The organism is Achromobacter insuavis (assembly GCF_902859645.1).
In the GTDB taxonomy this organism is placed as follows: Bacteria; Pseudomonadota; Gammaproteobacteria; order Burkholderiales; family Burkholderiaceae_B; genus Achromobacter; species Achromobacter insuavis.
The window spans coordinates 104,472-121,595 of record NZ_CADIJR010000003.1; the positions used below are offsets into that span (position 1 = coordinate 104,472).

At 64.6% G+C, this 17,124-nt stretch carries 17 protein-coding genes; 3 read left to right on the forward strand and 14 right to left on the reverse strand.

All coding sequences use genetic code 11. The annotated features are described in order from the left end of the window. Positions 1-3 precede the first annotated feature (3 nt). The 8 genes from H0523_RS03435 to H0523_RS03470 all read right to left on the reverse strand — a co-directional run bounded on the left by H0523_RS03435 (position 4) and on the right by H0523_RS03470 (position 6,878). On the reverse strand, positions 4-963 hold the full coding sequence (locus H0523_RS03435) for a Bug family tripartite tricarboxylate transporter substrate binding protein (protein ID WP_127185446.1): 960 nt from the start codon (positions 961-963) through the stop codon (positions 4-6). Beyond that, positions 960-1,427 carry a MaoC/PaaZ C-terminal domain-containing protein gene (locus H0523_RS03440; protein WP_054428387.1) on the reverse strand — a complete coding sequence of 156 codons (468 nt, stop codon included), beginning with the start codon at positions 1,425-1,427 and terminating at the stop codon, positions 960-962. The genes H0523_RS03435 and H0523_RS03440 overlap by 4 nt, the downstream gene beginning before the upstream one ends. Positions 1,428-1,478: 51 nt before the next feature. Then, a complete protein-coding gene (locus H0523_RS03445) occupies positions 1,479-2,657 on the reverse strand; it encodes a thiolase C-terminal domain-containing protein (RefSeq protein ID WP_054428386.1) in 1,179 nt (392 codons plus the stop codon). Between the two features lie 11 nt (positions 2,658-2,668). Next, complete coding sequence (locus H0523_RS03450) at positions 2,669-3,079, reverse strand: Zn-ribbon domain-containing OB-fold protein (protein WP_054428385.1); 411 nt, start codon at positions 3,077-3,079, stop codon at positions 2,669-2,671. Next, a complete protein-coding gene (locus tag H0523_RS03455; protein ID WP_054428384.1) occupies positions 3,076-3,891 on the reverse strand; it encodes an enoyl-CoA hydratase/isomerase family protein in 816 nt (271 codons plus the stop codon). The genes H0523_RS03450 and H0523_RS03455 overlap by 4 nt, the downstream gene beginning before the upstream one ends. A gap of 210 nt (positions 3,892-4,101) precedes the next feature. Further along, a complete protein-coding gene (locus H0523_RS03460; RefSeq protein WP_231689862.1) occupies positions 4,102-4,884 on the reverse strand; it encodes an enoyl-CoA hydratase/isomerase family protein in 783 nt (260 codons plus the stop codon). Positions 4,885-5,041: 157 nt separating this feature from the next. Next, entirely contained in the window at positions 5,042-5,617 is a 576-nt protein-coding gene (locus H0523_RS03465; RefSeq protein WP_054428383.1) for a DUF2889 domain-containing protein, read from the reverse strand. Positions 5,618-5,690: 73 nt separating this feature from the next. After that, complete coding sequence (locus H0523_RS03470; protein ID WP_054428382.1) at positions 5,691-6,878, reverse strand: CaiB/BaiF CoA transferase family protein; 1,188 nt, start codon at positions 6,876-6,878, stop codon at positions 5,691-5,693. Between the two features lie 314 nt (positions 6,879-7,192). On the opposite strand from H0523_RS03470, the gene H0523_RS03475 reads away from it, so the two are divergent. Next, the gene (locus tag H0523_RS03475; RefSeq protein ID WP_054428381.1) at positions 7,193-8,866 is read left to right on the forward strand and encodes a sigma-54 interaction domain-containing protein; all 1,674 of its coding nucleotides are present in this window, start codon (positions 7,193-7,195) and stop codon (positions 8,864-8,866) included. Between the two features lie 17 nt (positions 8,867-8,883). Here H0523_RS03475 and H0523_RS03480 read toward each other — a convergent pair whose 3' ends face one another. Continuing rightward, a complete protein-coding gene (locus H0523_RS03480) occupies positions 8,884-10,062 on the reverse strand; it encodes a CaiB/BaiF CoA transferase family protein (RefSeq protein WP_054428380.1) in 1,179 nt (392 codons plus the stop codon). A 291-nt stretch (positions 10,063-10,353) separates the two neighbouring features. Here H0523_RS03480 and H0523_RS03485 point away from each other — a divergent pair, with 291 nt between their 5' ends. Continuing rightward, the gene (locus H0523_RS03485; protein ID WP_054428379.1) at positions 10,354-11,337 is read left to right on the forward strand and encodes a Bug family tripartite tricarboxylate transporter substrate binding protein; all 984 of its coding nucleotides are present in this window, start codon (positions 10,354-10,356) and stop codon (positions 11,335-11,337) included. Between the two features lie 40 nt (positions 11,338-11,377). Continuing rightward, positions 11,378-12,157, forward strand: a complete 780-nt coding sequence (locus H0523_RS03490) for a glucose 1-dehydrogenase (RefSeq protein ID WP_054428378.1) — start codon at positions 11,378-11,380, stop codon at positions 12,155-12,157. A gap of 57 nt (positions 12,158-12,214) precedes the next feature. On the opposite strand, the gene H0523_RS03495 is transcribed toward H0523_RS03490, so the two are convergent. Genes H0523_RS03495 through H0523_RS03515 form a run of 5 tightly spaced genes read right to left on the reverse strand, consistent with a single transcriptional unit; the run spans position 12,215 to position 17,124 of the window. Then, complete coding sequence (locus H0523_RS03495; RefSeq protein WP_054428377.1) at positions 12,215-13,429, reverse strand: ABC transporter substrate-binding protein; 1,215 nt, start codon at positions 13,427-13,429, stop codon at positions 12,215-12,217. Positions 13,430-13,447: 18 nt separating this feature from the next. After that, positions 13,448-14,458, reverse strand: a complete 1,011-nt coding sequence (locus H0523_RS03500; protein ID WP_054428376.1) for an NADPH:quinone oxidoreductase family protein — start codon at positions 14,456-14,458, stop codon at positions 13,448-13,450. Next, on the reverse strand, positions 14,455-15,585 hold the full coding sequence (locus H0523_RS03505; protein ID WP_054428375.1) for a CaiB/BaiF CoA transferase family protein: 1,131 nt from the start codon (positions 15,583-15,585) through the stop codon (positions 14,455-14,457). The genes H0523_RS03500 and H0523_RS03505 overlap by 4 nt, the downstream gene beginning before the upstream one ends. Further along, on the reverse strand, positions 15,572-16,243 hold the full coding sequence (locus H0523_RS03510; RefSeq protein WP_054428374.1) for a 3-hydroxyacyl-CoA dehydrogenase family protein: 672 nt from the start codon (positions 16,241-16,243) through the stop codon (positions 15,572-15,574). The genes H0523_RS03505 and H0523_RS03510 overlap by 14 nt, the downstream gene beginning before the upstream one ends. Positions 16,244-16,248: 5 nt before the next feature. Next, positions 16,249-17,124: a 3-hydroxyacyl-CoA dehydrogenase family protein gene (locus H0523_RS03515; protein ID WP_054428373.1), complete on the reverse strand. Its 876-nt coding sequence runs from the start codon at positions 17,122-17,124 to the stop codon at positions 16,249-16,251.

The window sequence follows — 17,124 nt, forward strand, 5'->3', positions numbered from 1 at the left end:
CGTCTACTTCCTGCCGAGCCCGTGTTTTTTGACGACTTGCAGCGACAGCGCAAGCTGCTCCTTCACATAGGCGGAGAATTCGTCGGGGCCAGACGTCGAGATCGAAATGTGGTGAACGGCAAGCGCGCGCGCCACGTCCGGTTGGGCGAGAACCCCATTGATCTCCGCGCTCAGCTTCCTGCGCAGTTCCGGCTGCATTCCGGAAGGACCGAAGAACCCGCCCCACGGCACCAACGGCATGTTGGAGTAGCCGGCATCGGTCATCGTGGGCACTTCGGGAAACTGCTCCAGGCGTGTCCGGGTGGTGGTCATGAGCGGGCGCACCTTCTCTTCCTTGATGAAGCCCATGGTCGTGGTGGGCGTGGCGAACATGACGTCGATCCTGCCCCCCACCAGATCCACCACGGCAGGCGGTTCGCTGTTGTAAGGGATGTGATGCAGCTCCAGGCCGGCCATGCCCATCAGCTGCGCCATCGCCACGATGGAGGACGAACTGCCAGACGCATAGGTCAGCTTCTTGGGGTTGGCCCGGGCGTATTCCACGAACCCGCGGGCGGTCGTAAATGGCAGGCCGGTGTTCACGACCAGTAGGAAGGGGAACTCGCCGGCCCGGCTGATGGGAGACAGCTCGGTCAGCGGGTCGTAGATCGGTTTGGCATTGAAAGAATTTATGCCGGTGATGGCGGTGTTGGTCGAGAACAGCAGCACGTCGCCCGAGGGTTCCGCCTTCATGACCTCCTTGACCGCGATGTATCCTTCGGCGCCGGGCTTGTTGTCTATGACCACCGCGCGGGACAGGGACCGGCTCAGGTTTTCTCCGATGATGCGTGCCGCGGTGTCGGTGGCCGAACCCGACTGGAAAGGGACCACGATTCTCAGGGGCCTGTCGGCCGCCAGGGTGCGCCCGGCCAGGAGGGGCGCGGCCAGCATGGCGCCCAGAAGGTATCTTCTGCGAGCGTTCACGATGTTCTCCGGCGGTACAGCAGCGTGGCCGTCATCTCCTGGGCTATCGTGCCGTCGTGCTTGACGCACTGCCGTTGGAAGGTGACGACGCCGCGATCCGGCTTGCTGCTGGCCTTCTTGTCGACGACCCGCGAATGCAGTCTGATGGTGTCGCCATGCTTGACGGGGTCTAGCAGTTTCCACCCGTCGATCTGCAGCAGGGCCAGCAAGGTGCCGTCGTTCAGACCGCTGGCGTACTGTAGGCCGCCCATGATGGCGTACACCAGCGGTCCGTGCGCGATGGGTTCGCCGAATGGCGTGGTCTTGCAGTATTCGAAATTGGTGTGGACCTCATTGAAGTCGCCCGACAAGCAGGCGAAATTGACGATGTCCGTCTGCGTGATGGTGCGGGCCGGGCTCACGAATTCCTGGCCAACCTCGAAGTCATCGAAGTACCGGCCGCGCGCGGAGGGAGTCGTGGTCATGATTGCGTTATCCTTGTAGTGGTTTCCGGATGCGGACCAGCCGCGTTGAATTCAGCCTTTCTCGTTGGCCAGGATGGCGGTGCCGTGCGAGGACAGGATGCCGCCTTCGTTGTGCACGAGCGCCACCTCCGCGCCTTCGACCTGGCGTTCTCCCAGGCCTCCGCGCAATTGGCGCACCGCTTCCACGATGCCGAACAGGCCGCCCGCGGCGCCGGCGTGCGCATGCGAGAGCATCCCACCGTGGGTATTGATGGGCAGCCTGCCGCCGATGCGAGCGTGTCCCTGCTCGAAGAAGGCGCCGCCTTCTCCGGGCTGGCAGAAGCCGAGTTCCTCGGCCTCTAGGATGGGGACGATGGAGAAGCAGTCGTAGAGTTCGGCCACGTCGATATCGCCGGGCGCGAGTCCTGCCATCTCGTAGGCGATGCGCCCGGATTCGGCTGCGCCGAACTCGGTCAGGCTGGGGGCGCACATCAGATGCTCATGCGTGTGGTATTCGCCTATGCCTTGCAGGTAGGCGGGCTTGCATTTCAGGTCGCGCGCGCGCTCGGCGGACGTCACGATGAAAGCGCCGCCGGCATCCGAGATCAGGCAGCAATCCAGCATGCCCAGCGGATCGGCGATGGGTTTGGCGGAGATCACCTGGTCCAGCGTCAAGGGTGATTTCATGTGCGCATTGGGGTGCAGCAAGGCGTGCGTGCGCGTGTTCACGGCGACGTGCGCGAGCTGCTCCCGCGTGGTGCCGTACTTGTGCATGTGGCGCAACGCGATCATGGCGTAGAAACCGGGTATGGAAGTGCCGTAGGGCTGTTCGAAATAGGGGTGGCCCACCGCCGTCAGCGCCGCCACGGCCGCGTCCCGGCTTTGGCCCGTGGCCCGGTTCTCGCCCGCGCAGACCAGGATGGTCTCAGCCTGGCCGCTGACGATGGCCTGCGCCGCATGCTTGAGCATGACGACCGGGCTGGCGCCACCCACGATCATTGATGCGTTGAGCCTGGGCTTAATACCGAGGTACTCGCAGATGACCGATCCCAACATGAAGTACGGTTCAGTGAAGGAGTAGGCCGTCAGCACGCCGTCGATGTCGGACACCTGCAATCCGGCGTCGTCCAGCGCGCGCTTGGCGGCCTGGGCGTTGAGGCCCAAGCCCGTCATGTGGGGAACCTTGCCGATGTCCGATTCGCCTACGCCGACGATGGCGATTCTGTTCTTTAGCGATGCGCGTTCTTTCATAACAATCCCAGTCAGGCCTCGGTTCTTTTGAATTGGGGAATCAGGGCGCCATCGCCGCGGTCTTCGAAAACCACGCCGACCTTGTCCCCTATCCGTACCGAGAGGGCGTCGTCGCCCACGATGTTGGCGACCATGCGGGGGCCTTCGTCGAGTTCGATCAGCGCCGTGACATAGGGAGTCCTGGACGCGAACGCGGGCAGCGGCGCGCGGCGGATGATGGAAAAGCTGTAGACGCTGCCCGTTCCCTTGCTTTGGATCCATTCGAGCTGATCCGACCAGCATTCAGGGCAGAGATGGCGCGGCATGAAATGCAGCGCTGCGCATGCCTTGCATTTTCGGATCAGCAGTTTGCGTTCGCGGGCCCCGTCCCAGTAGGGCTGGGAGTCTGCATTGGCGATGGGTTGCGGCAGATCCTGGCTCATGTTTCTTCTCCCTTGTTCGCGACCGCGGCGGCGCCGGAAAAATCGGGGCGACGGCGTTCCAGGGCGGCATTCAAGCCTTCGCGGAATTCGGGGTTGGACATGGCCAGAACCTGACCGAATCCCTCGAATGCCAGCATGTCGTGCAACGAAGTCTCGAAGCTGCGCGCCATGACTGCTTTGGCCAGCCCCATGACCTCGGCGGGCCCCTCGGCCAGCCGCCTGGCCTCCGTGAGGCCGGCGTCATACAGGTCGGCATCGGCGACGACCTTGGACACCAGGCCCAGTTCGGCGGCTTCTTGCGCGGAGTACGTGCCGCCGCTGAACAGGAAGTTCTTGGCGCGCGCCATGCCGATCAGGCGCGGCAAGTGGTACATGACCGCGATGTCGGGCACGACACCCAGCCTGAAGAATCCGGACATGAACTTCGCGCTTTCGCCGGCGATGACCACGTCGCCGGTCAGCGCGAGGCCCATGCCGCCGCCCACCGCATGGCCGTTCACGCCGACGACGACTGGCTTGTCCAGCGTGATCAGCGGCGTAAGCCAACGGCTCAGATTGCGGAAACGCCGATGCACCGTCCACGGATCGCAGGCCGTGCGCAGATGGTTCAGGTCGCCGCCGGAGCAGAAGGTGGGGCCGTCGCCCGTCAGGAAGACCGCGCGGATGCCGGGCTCGCGCTCGGCCAGTGCGATCGCCGCGCCGAGCTGTTCGCGCATGTCCATGGTCATCGAGTTCCGGCTTTCGGGGTTCGCCAGGCGGATTATGAGTACGTCTCCGTCTCTTTGTGTTGCTACCAGCTCCTGTGCTGCCATGTAGGACGCTCCAATGGGTAAAGGGGTGTTTGCTCAAAAGCAAAGTTCGTGCCAGATGCACGCGACGCGCTGCCGTCCGCGAGCCGGAGCTGAGCGGCAGGCACACGGCCGTCCGGATCGCGTGCCGGGGTGTACTCGCGGCATACACGCGGATGCGGGACTGTGTTTGTGTGTTCGCGGCGGCGGAACCGCAAGGGCCCGCCGGCCTGGCTATTTGCGCGCCTGCGCCGCCGCCAGCGCGCGTTGATGTCCAGGCATGGCCGTGGCCAGCGCGAACGCATCGGCCTCATGGGCCATGGCGCTGTCCATGGGCTGGCTCCAGCTCTGGCGGCTGACTGACTTGGTCAGCATCAGCGCTCCATGGGGCAGCGCCAGCAGTTCGGCCGCCAAGGTGCGGCTGGCCTCGGCCAGGTTTTCCCGCGGCACCACGCGGCGGGTCAGGCCGCGCAGGCGAGCCTCCTCGGCATCCATGGCGCCGCCCGTGAGCATCAGGTCCAGGGCGGCGGGGACGCCCAGTTTTGACTGCAGCAGATAGGAGCAGCCGCCGTCCGGGATCAGGCCCAGGCGCACGAAGGGGAACCGCAGGGTTGCGTCATCCGCCATGACCAGCAGGTCGGCGGCAAGCGCCAGCGCAGCGCCGCCGCCGGCCGCCGCGCCCTGGACCGAAGCGATGACGATCTTGTTCATCCTGATTAGTGCCATGTGGTGTTGCTGCGCGGTCAGAATGCGGTCGCGCCAGGCCAGCGGGGTCGTTGGCAGATCGCCGGTATCGGCTCCGACGCAGAAGGCGCGGCCCAGTCCCTGCAGCAACACCACATGGATGTCGGGGGCGGCGGCGATGTCCTGCAAGTGGGCGCCGAACTCGGCGCGCATTGTCGTCGACAGGGCATTGAGCTTTTCGGGGCGGTTTAACGTCAAGACCGCCAGGCCGCCTGCCTTTTCCAGCAGGACCGTGGATTGGGCGCTGATGTTTTCCTGGTGATGCGTGGGCATCATGCTTCTCCTTGAAGAGGGGTTGAACCTTCAAGCAAAATGAATGCCAGCGTTCAGCCACAGCGACCGGAGGCGGCGAAACCGCGGACCGTGTCCGCGGCGCATGCAGTTCGCACAGCCAGAAGACAGGAGCTGTGCGCCGGGATCTCGGCCGCGCTCAGGCCTCGGTTGGTGGGGTGTACCACTGCGGGTAATGCTCCTTGACCAGCGGGCCGTCCTCTCTCAACGCGTGGCATGCGCCGATCTTCAAGGGGCGTTTCGCGGGATCGTCCTCGTCCTGGTGGGAGATCTTGCCCTGCAGGATCGTCTGCACGGCCAGGGTCGGCAGCAGCGTCGCGAGCTCGGACAAGTGCGTGCAGCGCTCATGGGTCGGGATCCGCTTGGCGATTTCCTGGCGGAAGCCCGTGAGCAGGTTCGCGCCGACCAGCCGCTCCAGCCGCACCTGGGCTTCGGGACAGACGGAGGGAAACGGCATGCGATGCATGCCGGCCTCGGCGTCCAACACGTCCAGGGCTTCGTTGATGGTCACGCGGATCGCCATCAAATGTATGGGCACGCCGCAGTCGAAATGCCGCATCTGTGTGGTGAAGGCTTGGGGCTTGACGTCCTCGATCAGCGCCTCCAGGTCCCACAGGCCATCCTCGCGCTCGTAGGCCTGCAACTGGATGGTGCGCGAGTGGGAGGATTTGCGGGCGCTAGCAGGGGCGGGAAGAAAATGCGAAGGCGACACCATGTGGTGGTCTCCGTGTCTGGTTCGAGGAACCGGGAAACTGGCTCCCGGTCCCGCCAAAGGGGGGCAGAGCTGCTTAGCGGGTTGCGCCGCTTTCGGCCAGTGCGCTGATTTCGTTATCGGATAGTCCGGCCGCGGCAAGAACCTCGCGGTTGTGCTCGCCCAGCCGCGGCGCAAGGCACTTGACCTGGCTTGGGGTCTTGCCGAACTTGACGGGCGGCCTGACGTGAGTCAACACGCCCTCGCTGGGATGCTCCTGTTGTACAAACATGCCTACCGCCGCCAGATGGGGGTCCGTGAACAAGTCCTCCAGGCTGTTGACCGGCGCGACGGGTATGCTCAGCGTTCGGAGTTGGCTCAGCCATTGAGCGGAGGTCCGCTCGGTCATGATGTCCCCGAGTGTCTTGTACAGGGTTTCGTAGTTCTGGCTGCGTTGGTTCGGCGTGTCGTAGCGCGGATCCTTCGCCAGATCATCGCGGCCGACCAGTTGAAAGAAGTCCTTCCAGTTCTTGTCAGTGTAGGGCAGCACGCAGAGATAGCCGTCCTTGGTCCGATGCGGCTTGCGCAACTGGCTGAGCACCCGCGGATAGCCTGCCTTGCCGTTCTGCGGGTCGAAAGCCCGTTCCCACTGATGTTCTATCAGCATGAACGAGGCCAGGGATTCGAACATCGGCACTTCGATGCTCTGCCCTTCACCGGTGCGCAGCTTGTGGAACAGCGCGGCCAGGATGCTGTAGGCGATGGTCAGGCCCGCAACTTTGTCACCGATGATGGTAGGCGTGAAACGGGGTTCGCCCGCCAGATGAGCATTGATCGAGCACAGGCCGGAAACACCCTGGATCATATCGTCGTAGGCTGGATCATCGGCATAGGGGCCGCCTTCGCCAAAGCCATAGGCGCCGCAGTAGACGATGCCTGGATTGATTTCCTTGATCTGTGCGTAGCCCAGGCCGAGCCGTTCAATGGCGGCCGGGCGCATCGCGTGGACAAACACATCGGCCGTCGCCACTACGCGCAGCAGCGCTGCACGCGCCTCGGGTTTGCGCAGGTCCAGCATCAGGCTTCTTTTGTTGCGATTGACGGAGAGATGTATCGGCCCCATGGCGCGGCTGCGGCCGACTCCCATGTGGCGCATGATGTCGCCATCGGGACTTTCCACCTTGATGACGTCTGCACCCATATCGCCGAAGATCTGGGTGGCATAAGGGCCCATTACTACGGACGTCAGGTCGACGATTTTGATTTCAGACAAAGGACCAGCCATGACACTCCTCTACGCTTCTTGATGGTTCGTTGGTTTTTTTGTTACACAGAAATCGGCCTCGGCGTCCGTGGCCCCGATCGAGGGACAGGGTTTGCTGCAGGGCATCAAATGCATTTCTGATAAATTTCTTTTAAGCAATTTCCATGCCATTGCGGACCACGGCACCGAAGGGGCGGCGGAGCGCCTAGCGTACGGGGAATCGGCCGCAAGATGTAGTGCCGGCGCTGCCTGCAGCGCTGCAGCCGTGGAGTACACTCTTCGCCACCAACATGCCGCCACGAAAGACACGGAAGGCAGATGCAGAGCGAGAGGATATGGTAAGAGACACCGAAGGGATACTTGTCCTGAACGAGAGCGGCGAGATTAAATTTTCTTCGGGTTTGGGCACGGAGGAAGTGATTGCGCGGATGCTCTCCGGCCTGTGGGCCGATCGCTCCAGCACTCCGGTCAAACGCCTGTTCGCCTTGCCCGGCATCGAGCCCGCTCACAGTGTCGCTGCGCTGGTTTGCGACCAGGGCGTGTGTTTCCTTATCTTCTCCACAGGTGGGGATGAACTGACGGAATTTATCTCTACCGTCGATTGCGCCGCGGACATCTTCCGGTACTTCATCACCAATCCTTATGAGGCCATGAACGTCGTCGACGCGGCGGGCAATCTGCTTTACATGAGTCCGATCCACGAACGGTCGATTGGCTTGAAGCGCGGCGACGCCATCGGCCGGCCGGTCAGCGATGTGATCGAGAACACCCGCTTGCAGGAAGTGGTCGTTACAGGCAAGCCGCAGATCGGCGAGGCCTATGAGGCAATGGGCGTCACCCGCATCGTTTCACGAATCCCGATCTTCGACCGCGATAAGAAGCTGGTGGCGGCAATCGGCCAGGTCATGTTCAAGGGCCCGCAGTCGATTCCGCAAGCGATCCAAGACATTTCCAACGAGCTCGCCCGCGTGCGGCAGGAGCGTGACTTCTATAAACGCGAACTCTCTGGCATACGCAACCGTTCCTACGGATTGGACCAGATCGTGGGCAGCAGCAAGGCCATCCGCCAGCTCAAGGAAGACATTCTGCGGGTCGCGCCGCTGGACGTGCCGGTGTTGCTGGTGGGGGAAAGCGGAACAGGCAAGGAGCTGGTGGCGCACGCGCTGCACATGCTCAGCCCGCGTGGCGACAAGCCGCTGACCTTGATCAATGCGGCCGCGATGCCCATCAGCCTTGTGGAAAGCGAGTTGTTCGGCTATGAAGGCGGCGCGTTCACGGGCGCCGACAAGCGCGGCCGCAAGGGTAAGTTCGAACTTTCCGATACCAGCAGCCTGTTCCTCGATGAGATCGGCGACATGCCAATGGAAATGCAGGTGAAATTGCTGCGCGTATTGCAGGACGGCACGTTCCAGCGCGTCGGCGGCGAGCGCCTGCTGCACTCGGATTTCCGTCTGATCTCGGCCAGCCATCGGGATTTCCAGAAGATGGTTGCGGACAATACGTTCCGCCTGGACCTGTTCTACCGCATCAGCGCCGTGACGCTCTACCTGCCCTCGCTACGGGACAGGCCCGAGGATATCCCCGAGCTGGCCGATACCTTCCTGGCCGCCTTCGCCAGGCGCCAGGGCGTCGCCAAGAAGTCCATCGACGACCATGTCATCCAGTACCTGCAATCGCGGAGTTGGCCGGGCAATGTGCGCCAGCTGCAGCACGCGGTGGAACGGGCGGCGATTTTCAGCGACGGCGGCCGCCTGACGCTGGAGAGCTTCGGCGGTCTGGAGCATCCAGGAGGCATCGGGGCCGAGAAGGAGTACCGCCCCTTGCAGGCGACCGCGGGCTCGGGCCGCTTCGACATGTGGGAAGCGAAGCAGCGCGTCGAAATGGAGCTGATCGCGGACGCCATGGAGCGCACCGGCGGCAATAAGAAGCGGGTCGCCGAGGAACTGGGAATCTCCCGCTCCTATCTGTACAAGCAACTGCGCCTGATGGAAGGCGGCAAGGAGAGCTGAGTCCCGGCCCTGGGATGTCAGGACTGCACAATCCCGGCGTTGAACAGCTCCTGCTGCCGGGCGGCATCCAAACCGAGTTCACTCAGGATCTGCCGGGTGTGCTCGCCGCGCCGCGGCGAGCGCTTTTCCTGGCTACCTGGCGCCGCCGTGCCCGGCAGCCGGGCGATCGGCACGCGGCATGGGCCGCCTTGCTCGCTCATCGCGAAAATCCGTTGCTGTTTGACCTGCGCGTCGGCCAGGAAGCTGGCGTAGTCGGAGACTTTTCCGCAGACCACGCCATGCCGGTTCAGGCGCTCGACCCAATGTGCCGTCGGCTTGGCACGGAAGATCCGTATCAGCGTTGAATTGATCTCCTCGCAGTGGGCGTAACGTCCGGTCGCCGTGCTCAGGCGCGGGTCGGCGAGCCAGTCGTTCTGTCCTATGGCCTGGCACAGGCCCGCGAACATCCGGTCGTGCAGCGAGGTGACGTTGATGTGCCCGTCCTCGGTTTCGAAGGTGCCGGCCGGCACGCTGAGAGCCTGCACGGAGCGTCCGGCATTGAGGGCCTCGTCGATGATCGCGCCGCTTTGCACCGCAGCCGCGGCTTCCAGCAGGGAGACCTCCACCCGCGAGCCCTGGCCCCGCACGGCGCGGCGGTACAACGCGGCGCCCGTAGCCTGCGCCGCATAGATGCCCGTCGCCACGTCGATCAGCAGGATGCCGACCTTGCGGGGAGTGCCCCGCGCGTCCCGGTTGACCACCATCATTCCACTCATGGCCTGCAGCGTCGAATCCGATCCTGGCCGTTCGGCATAGGGGCCGTCAGGACCGAAGGCGGACACCGAGACATACACCTGATCGGGCCGGGCTTTCGAAAGATCGGCGTATGACAGGCCCAGGCGCTCTATGACGCCGGGGCGGAAGCTTTCTATGACGACGTCGGCTCGTAACGCAAGTTGGCGTAGGAGGTCTCTGCCGGCCTCAGTCTGCCCATTGACGCAGATCGAACGTTTACCCAGGTTGTAGGCGATTGCAAGCGCGCTCATTCCTTCAGTTTGATAGCCAATGGCGCGGCTCCAATCGCCGGTTGGCGATTCCGCCTTGATGACCTCGGCGCCTTGTTCCAGCAGGAGCATGGCGCAGTAGGGTCCGGCGACTCCCTGGCTGAGATCCAGGACGCGCAATCCGGCGTACGGTTGATCGGGCAAGGCGGGCATTTCGGGGCTCCTAAGCAAGTCTGGCGTGTCCGTACTTTCCCGGACGAGTTCTGATATGAAGCAAAACCCGTACCACCGCTGCGTGCGCTGCGGATGTCTGTCCTGCCGCGTAACGAGTGTCTTCATAGTATGCATTTGTGTTCGCCCAGGAGGCAGGGAGCCGGCGACGGGCTGGCGGTTACATCGCAGGACGGAAGTGTGGCGTGAAGCGAGGCCAAGCTTGGCATGGAGTTTGCGTTCTCCCAGAACGAATGCAGGAGTGGGTTTTCAACCAGGGAGTCAGGAGCAGACATGAACCATGCAATCAATAAGATGGCCACCCGAATGGCGGCGATAGCGCTGGCAGCGCTCAGCGCGACCAGCGCTTTGGCCGCCGAATATCCGAGCAAGCCGATCAGGATGATCGTGCCGTTCGCCGCGGGCGGGCCGACCGACACGTTGGCGCGCAGCCTGGCCGAGGCGATGACGGAACAGCTGGGCCAAAAAGTGATCGTGGAAAACAAGCCGGGAGTGGGCGGGAACGTAGGCACGGCCCAATTTGCGCGCATGTCCCCCGACGGCTACGCAGTGCTGCTGGTCACCAACGGCCCGCTGGTGGCCAATCAGATGATGTTCAAGAACCTGGGCTTCGATCCGAAGAAGGATCTGGATCCTGTCTCCTTCGTGGCCTATCTGCCCAATATGGTCGCCGTGCATCCCAGCGTGCCGGCAAAGACCATCAAGGAGTTGATCGCGCTGTTGAAGGCGAATCCCGACAAGTACAGCTTCGCATCGGGCGGAGACGGCACCAGCACCCACTTTGCCGGCGAATTGATGAAGTCCATGGCGGGCGTGAAGATGACGCATATTCCCTACAAGGGGGATGGCGCTTCGATGCCGGACGTCGTCGGCGGACAGGTGCCCATCGTGTTCGGCAGCATCTTCGCCACCAAGCGTTTCGTCGACGGCGGCATGCTTCGGGGATTGGCGGTGACGTCCCTGGACCGGGTTCCGTCCATGCCCGAGATGCCGACGGTGGCTGAATCCGGCTTGCCCGGCTACGACCTGACTGCCTGGTACGGCGTGGTGGTCCCTGCGGGTACGCCCAAGCCCATCATCAACAAGCTGAGCCAGACCATCGCCCGGGTCGTGGCGTCGCCGGACTTCCGTGCGCGGGTCGAGGGGATGAGCGGCATACCGAAAAGCACCACTCCGGAAGAGTTTGCCGCGTTCATGGAGTCGGAGCGTCCCAAGTGGAAGAAGCTCATCGAGGAATCGGGAATCAAGATCAACTAGGCCGCTCGCGCCGGGAACACAAGCGAAATAGGAGAAAGCGATGTTTGCTGCAGATGTGCTGAAAGGAAAGGTGGCGTTGATAACGGGAGGCGGGGGCGGCATAGGACTGGAGATCGCCACGGCCTATGCGCGCCTGGGCGCCAAGGTGGTGGTGGCGAGCCGAAACCAGGAACGGCTGGACGGCGCCGTGGCGTCGCTGGCGGCGCAGGGCCTGGAGATCCTGGCCGTGCAAACCGACGTCAGAGTCTACGAGCAGATCCGGGACGCCATAGAAACCGCGGTCGAGCGCTACGGCGCGCTGGACATCCTGGTGAACAACGCCGCCGGGAACTTCCATTGCCCGACCGCCGAGCTTTCGCCCAATGGCTGGAAGACGGTCATAGACATCGATCTGAACGGCACGTTCTACGGTTGTCACGCCGCCTACAAGCATCTGAAGGCGGCCCGTGACGGCGGCTGCATCATCAGCATCGCCACTATGCTCGGCCTGAGCGGCTGGCCGGGCGCCGCGCACGCCGGCGCGGCCAAGGCCGGGATCATCTCCTTGTCGCGCGCATTGGCGGTGGAGTGGGGCGGCGACAACATCCGCGTCAATACGATTTCGCCTGGACCCATCGGCGACACAGAAGGGGTGCGCCGCCTGTATCAGGAGACTGGCCGCGAACAACTGGAGCGCAAGAAGACTGCCCTGGGCCGGTTCGGCAACAAGTCCGATATCGCCAATGCCGCGGTCTATCTGGCGTCGGACCTGGGCGCCTACATCACCGGCGAGAACATGGTGGTGGATGGCGGCCGCTGGCTCAAGTATGTGGCGGCTTGAACAGGCGGGCAGCGGGCAGCGGGCCGGATGGCCGGATGGCCGCCGCCCGCTGCCCGTTCAGCCCGCTGGCTTGACCAGTGGGCACTCGCTTTGCGACAAGGGGCGGTACGCCTCGTCTCCTGGAATGGTGTCCAGGATCTTCAGCAGGTCCCACTCGCCCTTGGACTCCGCCGGGGTCTTCACCTGCGCCAGGTACATGTCGTAGACCATCCGCCCATCGGCGCGGATGCGGCCGTTCGTGGCGTAGAAATCATTGATCGGCATCTCCTTCATCTTGGCCGCCACGGCATCGGCGTCGTCGGTGCCGACGGCCTGCACGGCCTGCAGGTAATGCAGGGTGGCCGAGTAGGCGCCGGCCTGCACCATGGAGGGCATGGATTTCTGGCGTTCGAAATAGCGCTGCGACCAGGCGCGGGTTTCCGCGTTGCGGTCCCAGTAGAAGCCGGTGGTGAACTGTAAGCCCTGCGCGGCCTGCAGACCCAGGCCCTTGATGTCATGCAGGAAGACCAGCAGGGTGGCCAGTTTCTGGCCGCCTTGCGTGATGCCGAACTCCGAGGCCTGGCGCACGGCATTCTGGGTGTCCGTGCCGGCGTTGGCCAAGCCTATCACCTTGGCCTTGCTGGCCTGGGCCTGCAGCAGATAGGAAGCGAAATCGGGGCTGGACAGCGGCGCGCGCACATTGCCCAGGATCTTGCCGCCGTTCGCCTTGATGACATTGCTGGTGTCGCGTTCCAGCGAATGGCCGAAAGCATAGTCCGCCGTGATGAAGAACCAGCTGTCGCCGCCGGCGCGGGTCACGGCGCGGCCCGTGCCGTTGGCCAGGACGTAGGTGTCGTAGACATAGTGCACGCCATAGCGCGAGCACGCCGCATTGGTCAGGTTGGACGAGGCTGAGCCGGCGAACAGCGTGATGCGCTTCTTTTCCTTGCCCAGGGTTTGCAGGGCCAGGGCCGACGCGGAGTCGGTGGATTCGATGATGGCGCTGACGCCGTCGCGGTCGTACCACTGGCGCGCGCGCGTGGCTGCGATGTCAACCTTGTTCTGGTAGTCCGCGGACAGGACTTCGATGGGGCGGTCCAGCACCTTGCCGCCGAAGTCCTCGGCCGCCATCTTGACCGCGGTGACCATGCCGGGGCCGCCGTGCGCCGAATACACGCCGGTCATGTCGACGATTGCGCCCAGGCGAAATGGGGCGACGCCCTGTGCGTGGCCAGGGAATGCGTACAGCGAACCGCCTAGCAGCGCGGCCATGACTACGGTTGTCTGTTTCATGGGATATGTCCTGCCTTCTCAGATTGGGCGATGCGAGGGGGATTCCATATGGACGACGTACTTGCCGGTGGCGCGGCCTTGCTCCAGTGCCTGCAGGGCGATGGCCACCTCTTCCAGTGGCAGGCCGGCGGCCAGCCTGGGACGGATCAATCCTTGTTCGCGCATGCGCAGCAGCCGCGCCTGCGCCAGCGCGATCTTCTCGGGCTGGCGGTCGCGGTAGTCGCTCCATTGCAGACCGATGACGCTGATGTTCTTGAGCAGCAGATAGTTCGCCTTCAGCGTCGGGATCTGGCCCGCCGCGAAGCCGATCACCACCAGCCTGCCGCACCAGGCCAGGGCGCGCAGCGAAGCCGCGAAGACTTCGTCGCCCAGGGGATCGAGCACGATGTCTGCGCCTCGGCCATCGGTTGCCGCCCAGACCTGATCGCGCAGGCTGTCGCGCAGGTTTTCCACCGACAGATCGATCACGTGGTCGGCCCCCATCTCGCGGGCCACCTGCGCCTGTTGCGGCGTGTTGACGCCGGCCAGGGCGATGCCGCCCAGGGCCTTGACCAGTTGCACAGCGGCGCCGCCGACGCCGCCGGCCGCGCCGTTGACCAGCACGGTTTCGCCGGCCCTGAAGCCGCCGCGTTCCAGCAGCGCCAGATAGGCGGTCTGGAACACCAGCCCCATCGCGGCGGCGTCTTCGTGGCTGACACCGTCGGGCAGCAGGTGGCAGTGGGCGGCGCGGGCGACGGCCTGGCTGGCGTAGGCGCCGTGTTCCATGTGTGCCACCACGCGGTCGCCGGGCTTGAAGCCGGTCACATCCGCTCCGGTGCGCAGCACGGTGCCGCTGGCGTCCTTGCCCGGCACGAACGGCAAGGCCGGCAGGATCTGGTACTTGCCCGAGACCACCAGCGTGTCCGGATAGTTCACGCCTGCCGCGGCAACCTGGATCAACACCTCGTCAGCGCCAGGCACGGGGTCGGCGACGGTTTCGACACGGTGGTCGCCGGCGGGCGCGAAGTTTCTGACCAACAGGGCTTTCATTCTGTCGCCTCCTGCGCGGCCAAGATGCGCGCCGTGTGTGCTCCCAGGCCCGGAGCCTGGACCTGGGATGCCGGCACGCGCAGGCTGGGATCGATGGGAACCGGCAAGGCGGGCATGGTCCGGCTCGCGCCGTCGGCGACTTCGCGCGAGAACAGGCCGCGCGCAATGAAGTGCGGGTCCTCCGCTGCCTCGCGCAGGCTGGCGACCAGGCTGACGCAGGTATCGCCGTCGCCGAACGCCTGCATCCATGCCTCGGCGCTGCGCTGGATCAGGACGGCCGCGACGCGCTGGCGCACGCTGGCGTCGTCCTCGGCCGCATCGGCCAGCTCCGGCAGGCCGATGACCTCGACGAAGGCGCGCCAGAACTTGTCCTCCAACGGCGCCACCGCGAGGTGGCGTCCGTCCGCCGTCTCGTACACCTGGTAGCGGCAGCTGCCACCCGTGACCTTGTCGCTCCCGGGCCGAGGCCACTGCCCCTGGCTCCAGCCGTTGCCCAGCCCCCAATACATGAGGGTGAAAAGGTTGTCCGCCATGGCCACATCGAGGTGGCGTCCCTTGCCGTCGCGGTCGCGCTGGCGCAAGGCCAGCAGGATGTTCATGAAGGCGGGGTAGGCGCCGCCGGCCAAGTCCGCGGTGAGCGTGGGCGGCACCAGAGGTCGTCCTTGCGCATCCCCTGTCAGCGACAGCATGCCGGTCAGCGCCTGATAGTTCAGGTCGTGGCCGGCCATGCCGGCCCTGGCGCCTTTCTGCCCATAGCCGGTGATGGAGCAATACACCAGGCGCGGGTTGATGCGCGCCACGCTTTCGTAGTCCAGGCCCAGACGTTGCATCACGCCTGGGCGGAACTGTTCGATGAGCACGTCGGCCCCTTCGACGAGCCGGCGCAGGCGCGCGCGCTCGTCTTCATTCTTCAGATCCATCGCCACCGAGGTCTTGCCGCGGTTGAGCAGGGTGAAGTTGACGCTGTCCTCGCCAAATCGGGGCAGGTAGCCGCGCATCTCGTCGCCGCCGGCCGGCCGTTCGATCTTGATGACGCGCGCGCCGGCCTCGGCCAGCAGCAGTGTGCACAGGGGGCCGGGCAACAGGGTGCTGAAGTCCAGCACCGTGATGTCGCTAAGCGCTTGCATTGCCGCTCTCCTGGAGGTGGCGCTGCCACGCGACGCGCGCGCGCCGCGCGGGAGCGTAGGCTTCCTGGCCCAGCATTTCGTACAAGGCCTGGCTTACCCGGTAATGGTGGTGCAGGCCGGTGCGGCCGAGCAGGGCGATGGGGCCTTCGGGATACCCCAGGCCCAGGCGCAGGGTGGTGTCCATGTCATCGGCGCTGGCCAGGCCCTCGTCCAGACGTCGCAGCGCCGCGTTGTAGTAGGGCCGCACCAGGCGGTTCAGGATGCGGCCGGGAAAGTCGTTGCAGACAGCGACTTCCAGGCCGGCCGCGGCGAAGGCTGCTCGTGCGGCCTGTAGAGCCTCAGGACTCGTGTAGGGTTTGCGCACCAGTTCGATGAGCCGGGTCGGCGCGTCGTCGCCCAGGCGGAACCGTGCGAACCCGACCACGTTGCGGGCGCGGCCGTCGTCATCGTCGCCCGTATGCACGCCCAGGCATTCCAGATCCAGTTCGATGGCAACGAAGGGCGCCTGCTGGCTTTCTGCCTGTTCCTGCCGGTAGCGCTGGCCGGTCTGGGCGCCGATGTAGACCCGTCCCTCGCCGCTGGCTTGGGCTTGCGCAAGAAAGTCGTGGGCTTGGGGGAAGGACGCGCTGTTCCCGGTGTCAATGATGCGATAGGCCATGGTAGTCATGCTCCGAAGATCTTGTCGTTGTCGTAGCGATGGAAGCCCGCGCCGCTCTTGCGGCCCAGGCGTCCGGCGCCAATCATGCGTTTGACCAGAGGGGGGCAGGCCGCTCGCGGCTCATTGGTGCTGCCGTGCAGCGCCTCGCACAAGAGCTTCTGGGTGTCCATGCCGACCATGTCCAGCAAGGTCAGCGGTCCCAGCGGATAGCCCAGGGCGGTCTTGACCGCCAGGTCTATGTCGGCCGGTTCCGCGACCCCCTGGTCCACCATGTTGATGACGTCGTTGTGCCAGGGCACCAGAAAGTAGTTGAGGATGAATCCCGGCGTGTCGCGTGTGAGCACGGGCTGTTGGCCCAGCGCCTCGCAGAACGCCCATGCCTGATCCAGCGCTTCGCGCGAGGTGTTCAGGCCAGGCGAGACTTCCACCAGCTTCATCAGCTGCGCGGGCAGGCAGAAATGCATGCCCACGACCTGGGTGTCGCGGCCGCTGCCTCCGGCGATCTCGGTGATCGACAGGGTGGAGGTATTGGAGGCGAACAGCGTGTGGGGCGCGCAGATCCGGTCCAGCTTGCGGAACAGTTCGTGCTTGACCTGGATATCCTCGAACACCGCCTCGATGATGATGTCGCAGTCGGCCAGCGATTCGATGTCGTCGCTGGCATGCCAGTTGGCCAATATGACTTCGTCCTCGCCGGCCGCGAGCTTGCCGCGCTCCACCGATTTGCGCAGAAAGCCGGCCGCCTGCCGGCGCCCCTGTTCGGCCAGCTCGGCGCGGGTGTCGTAGGCGCGCAGTTTGAAGCCGGCGCGGGCCACGACGATCGCGATTCCCGTTCCCATGGTGCCGCATCCGACGACGCCTACGGTCTTGATGGTGTTCAT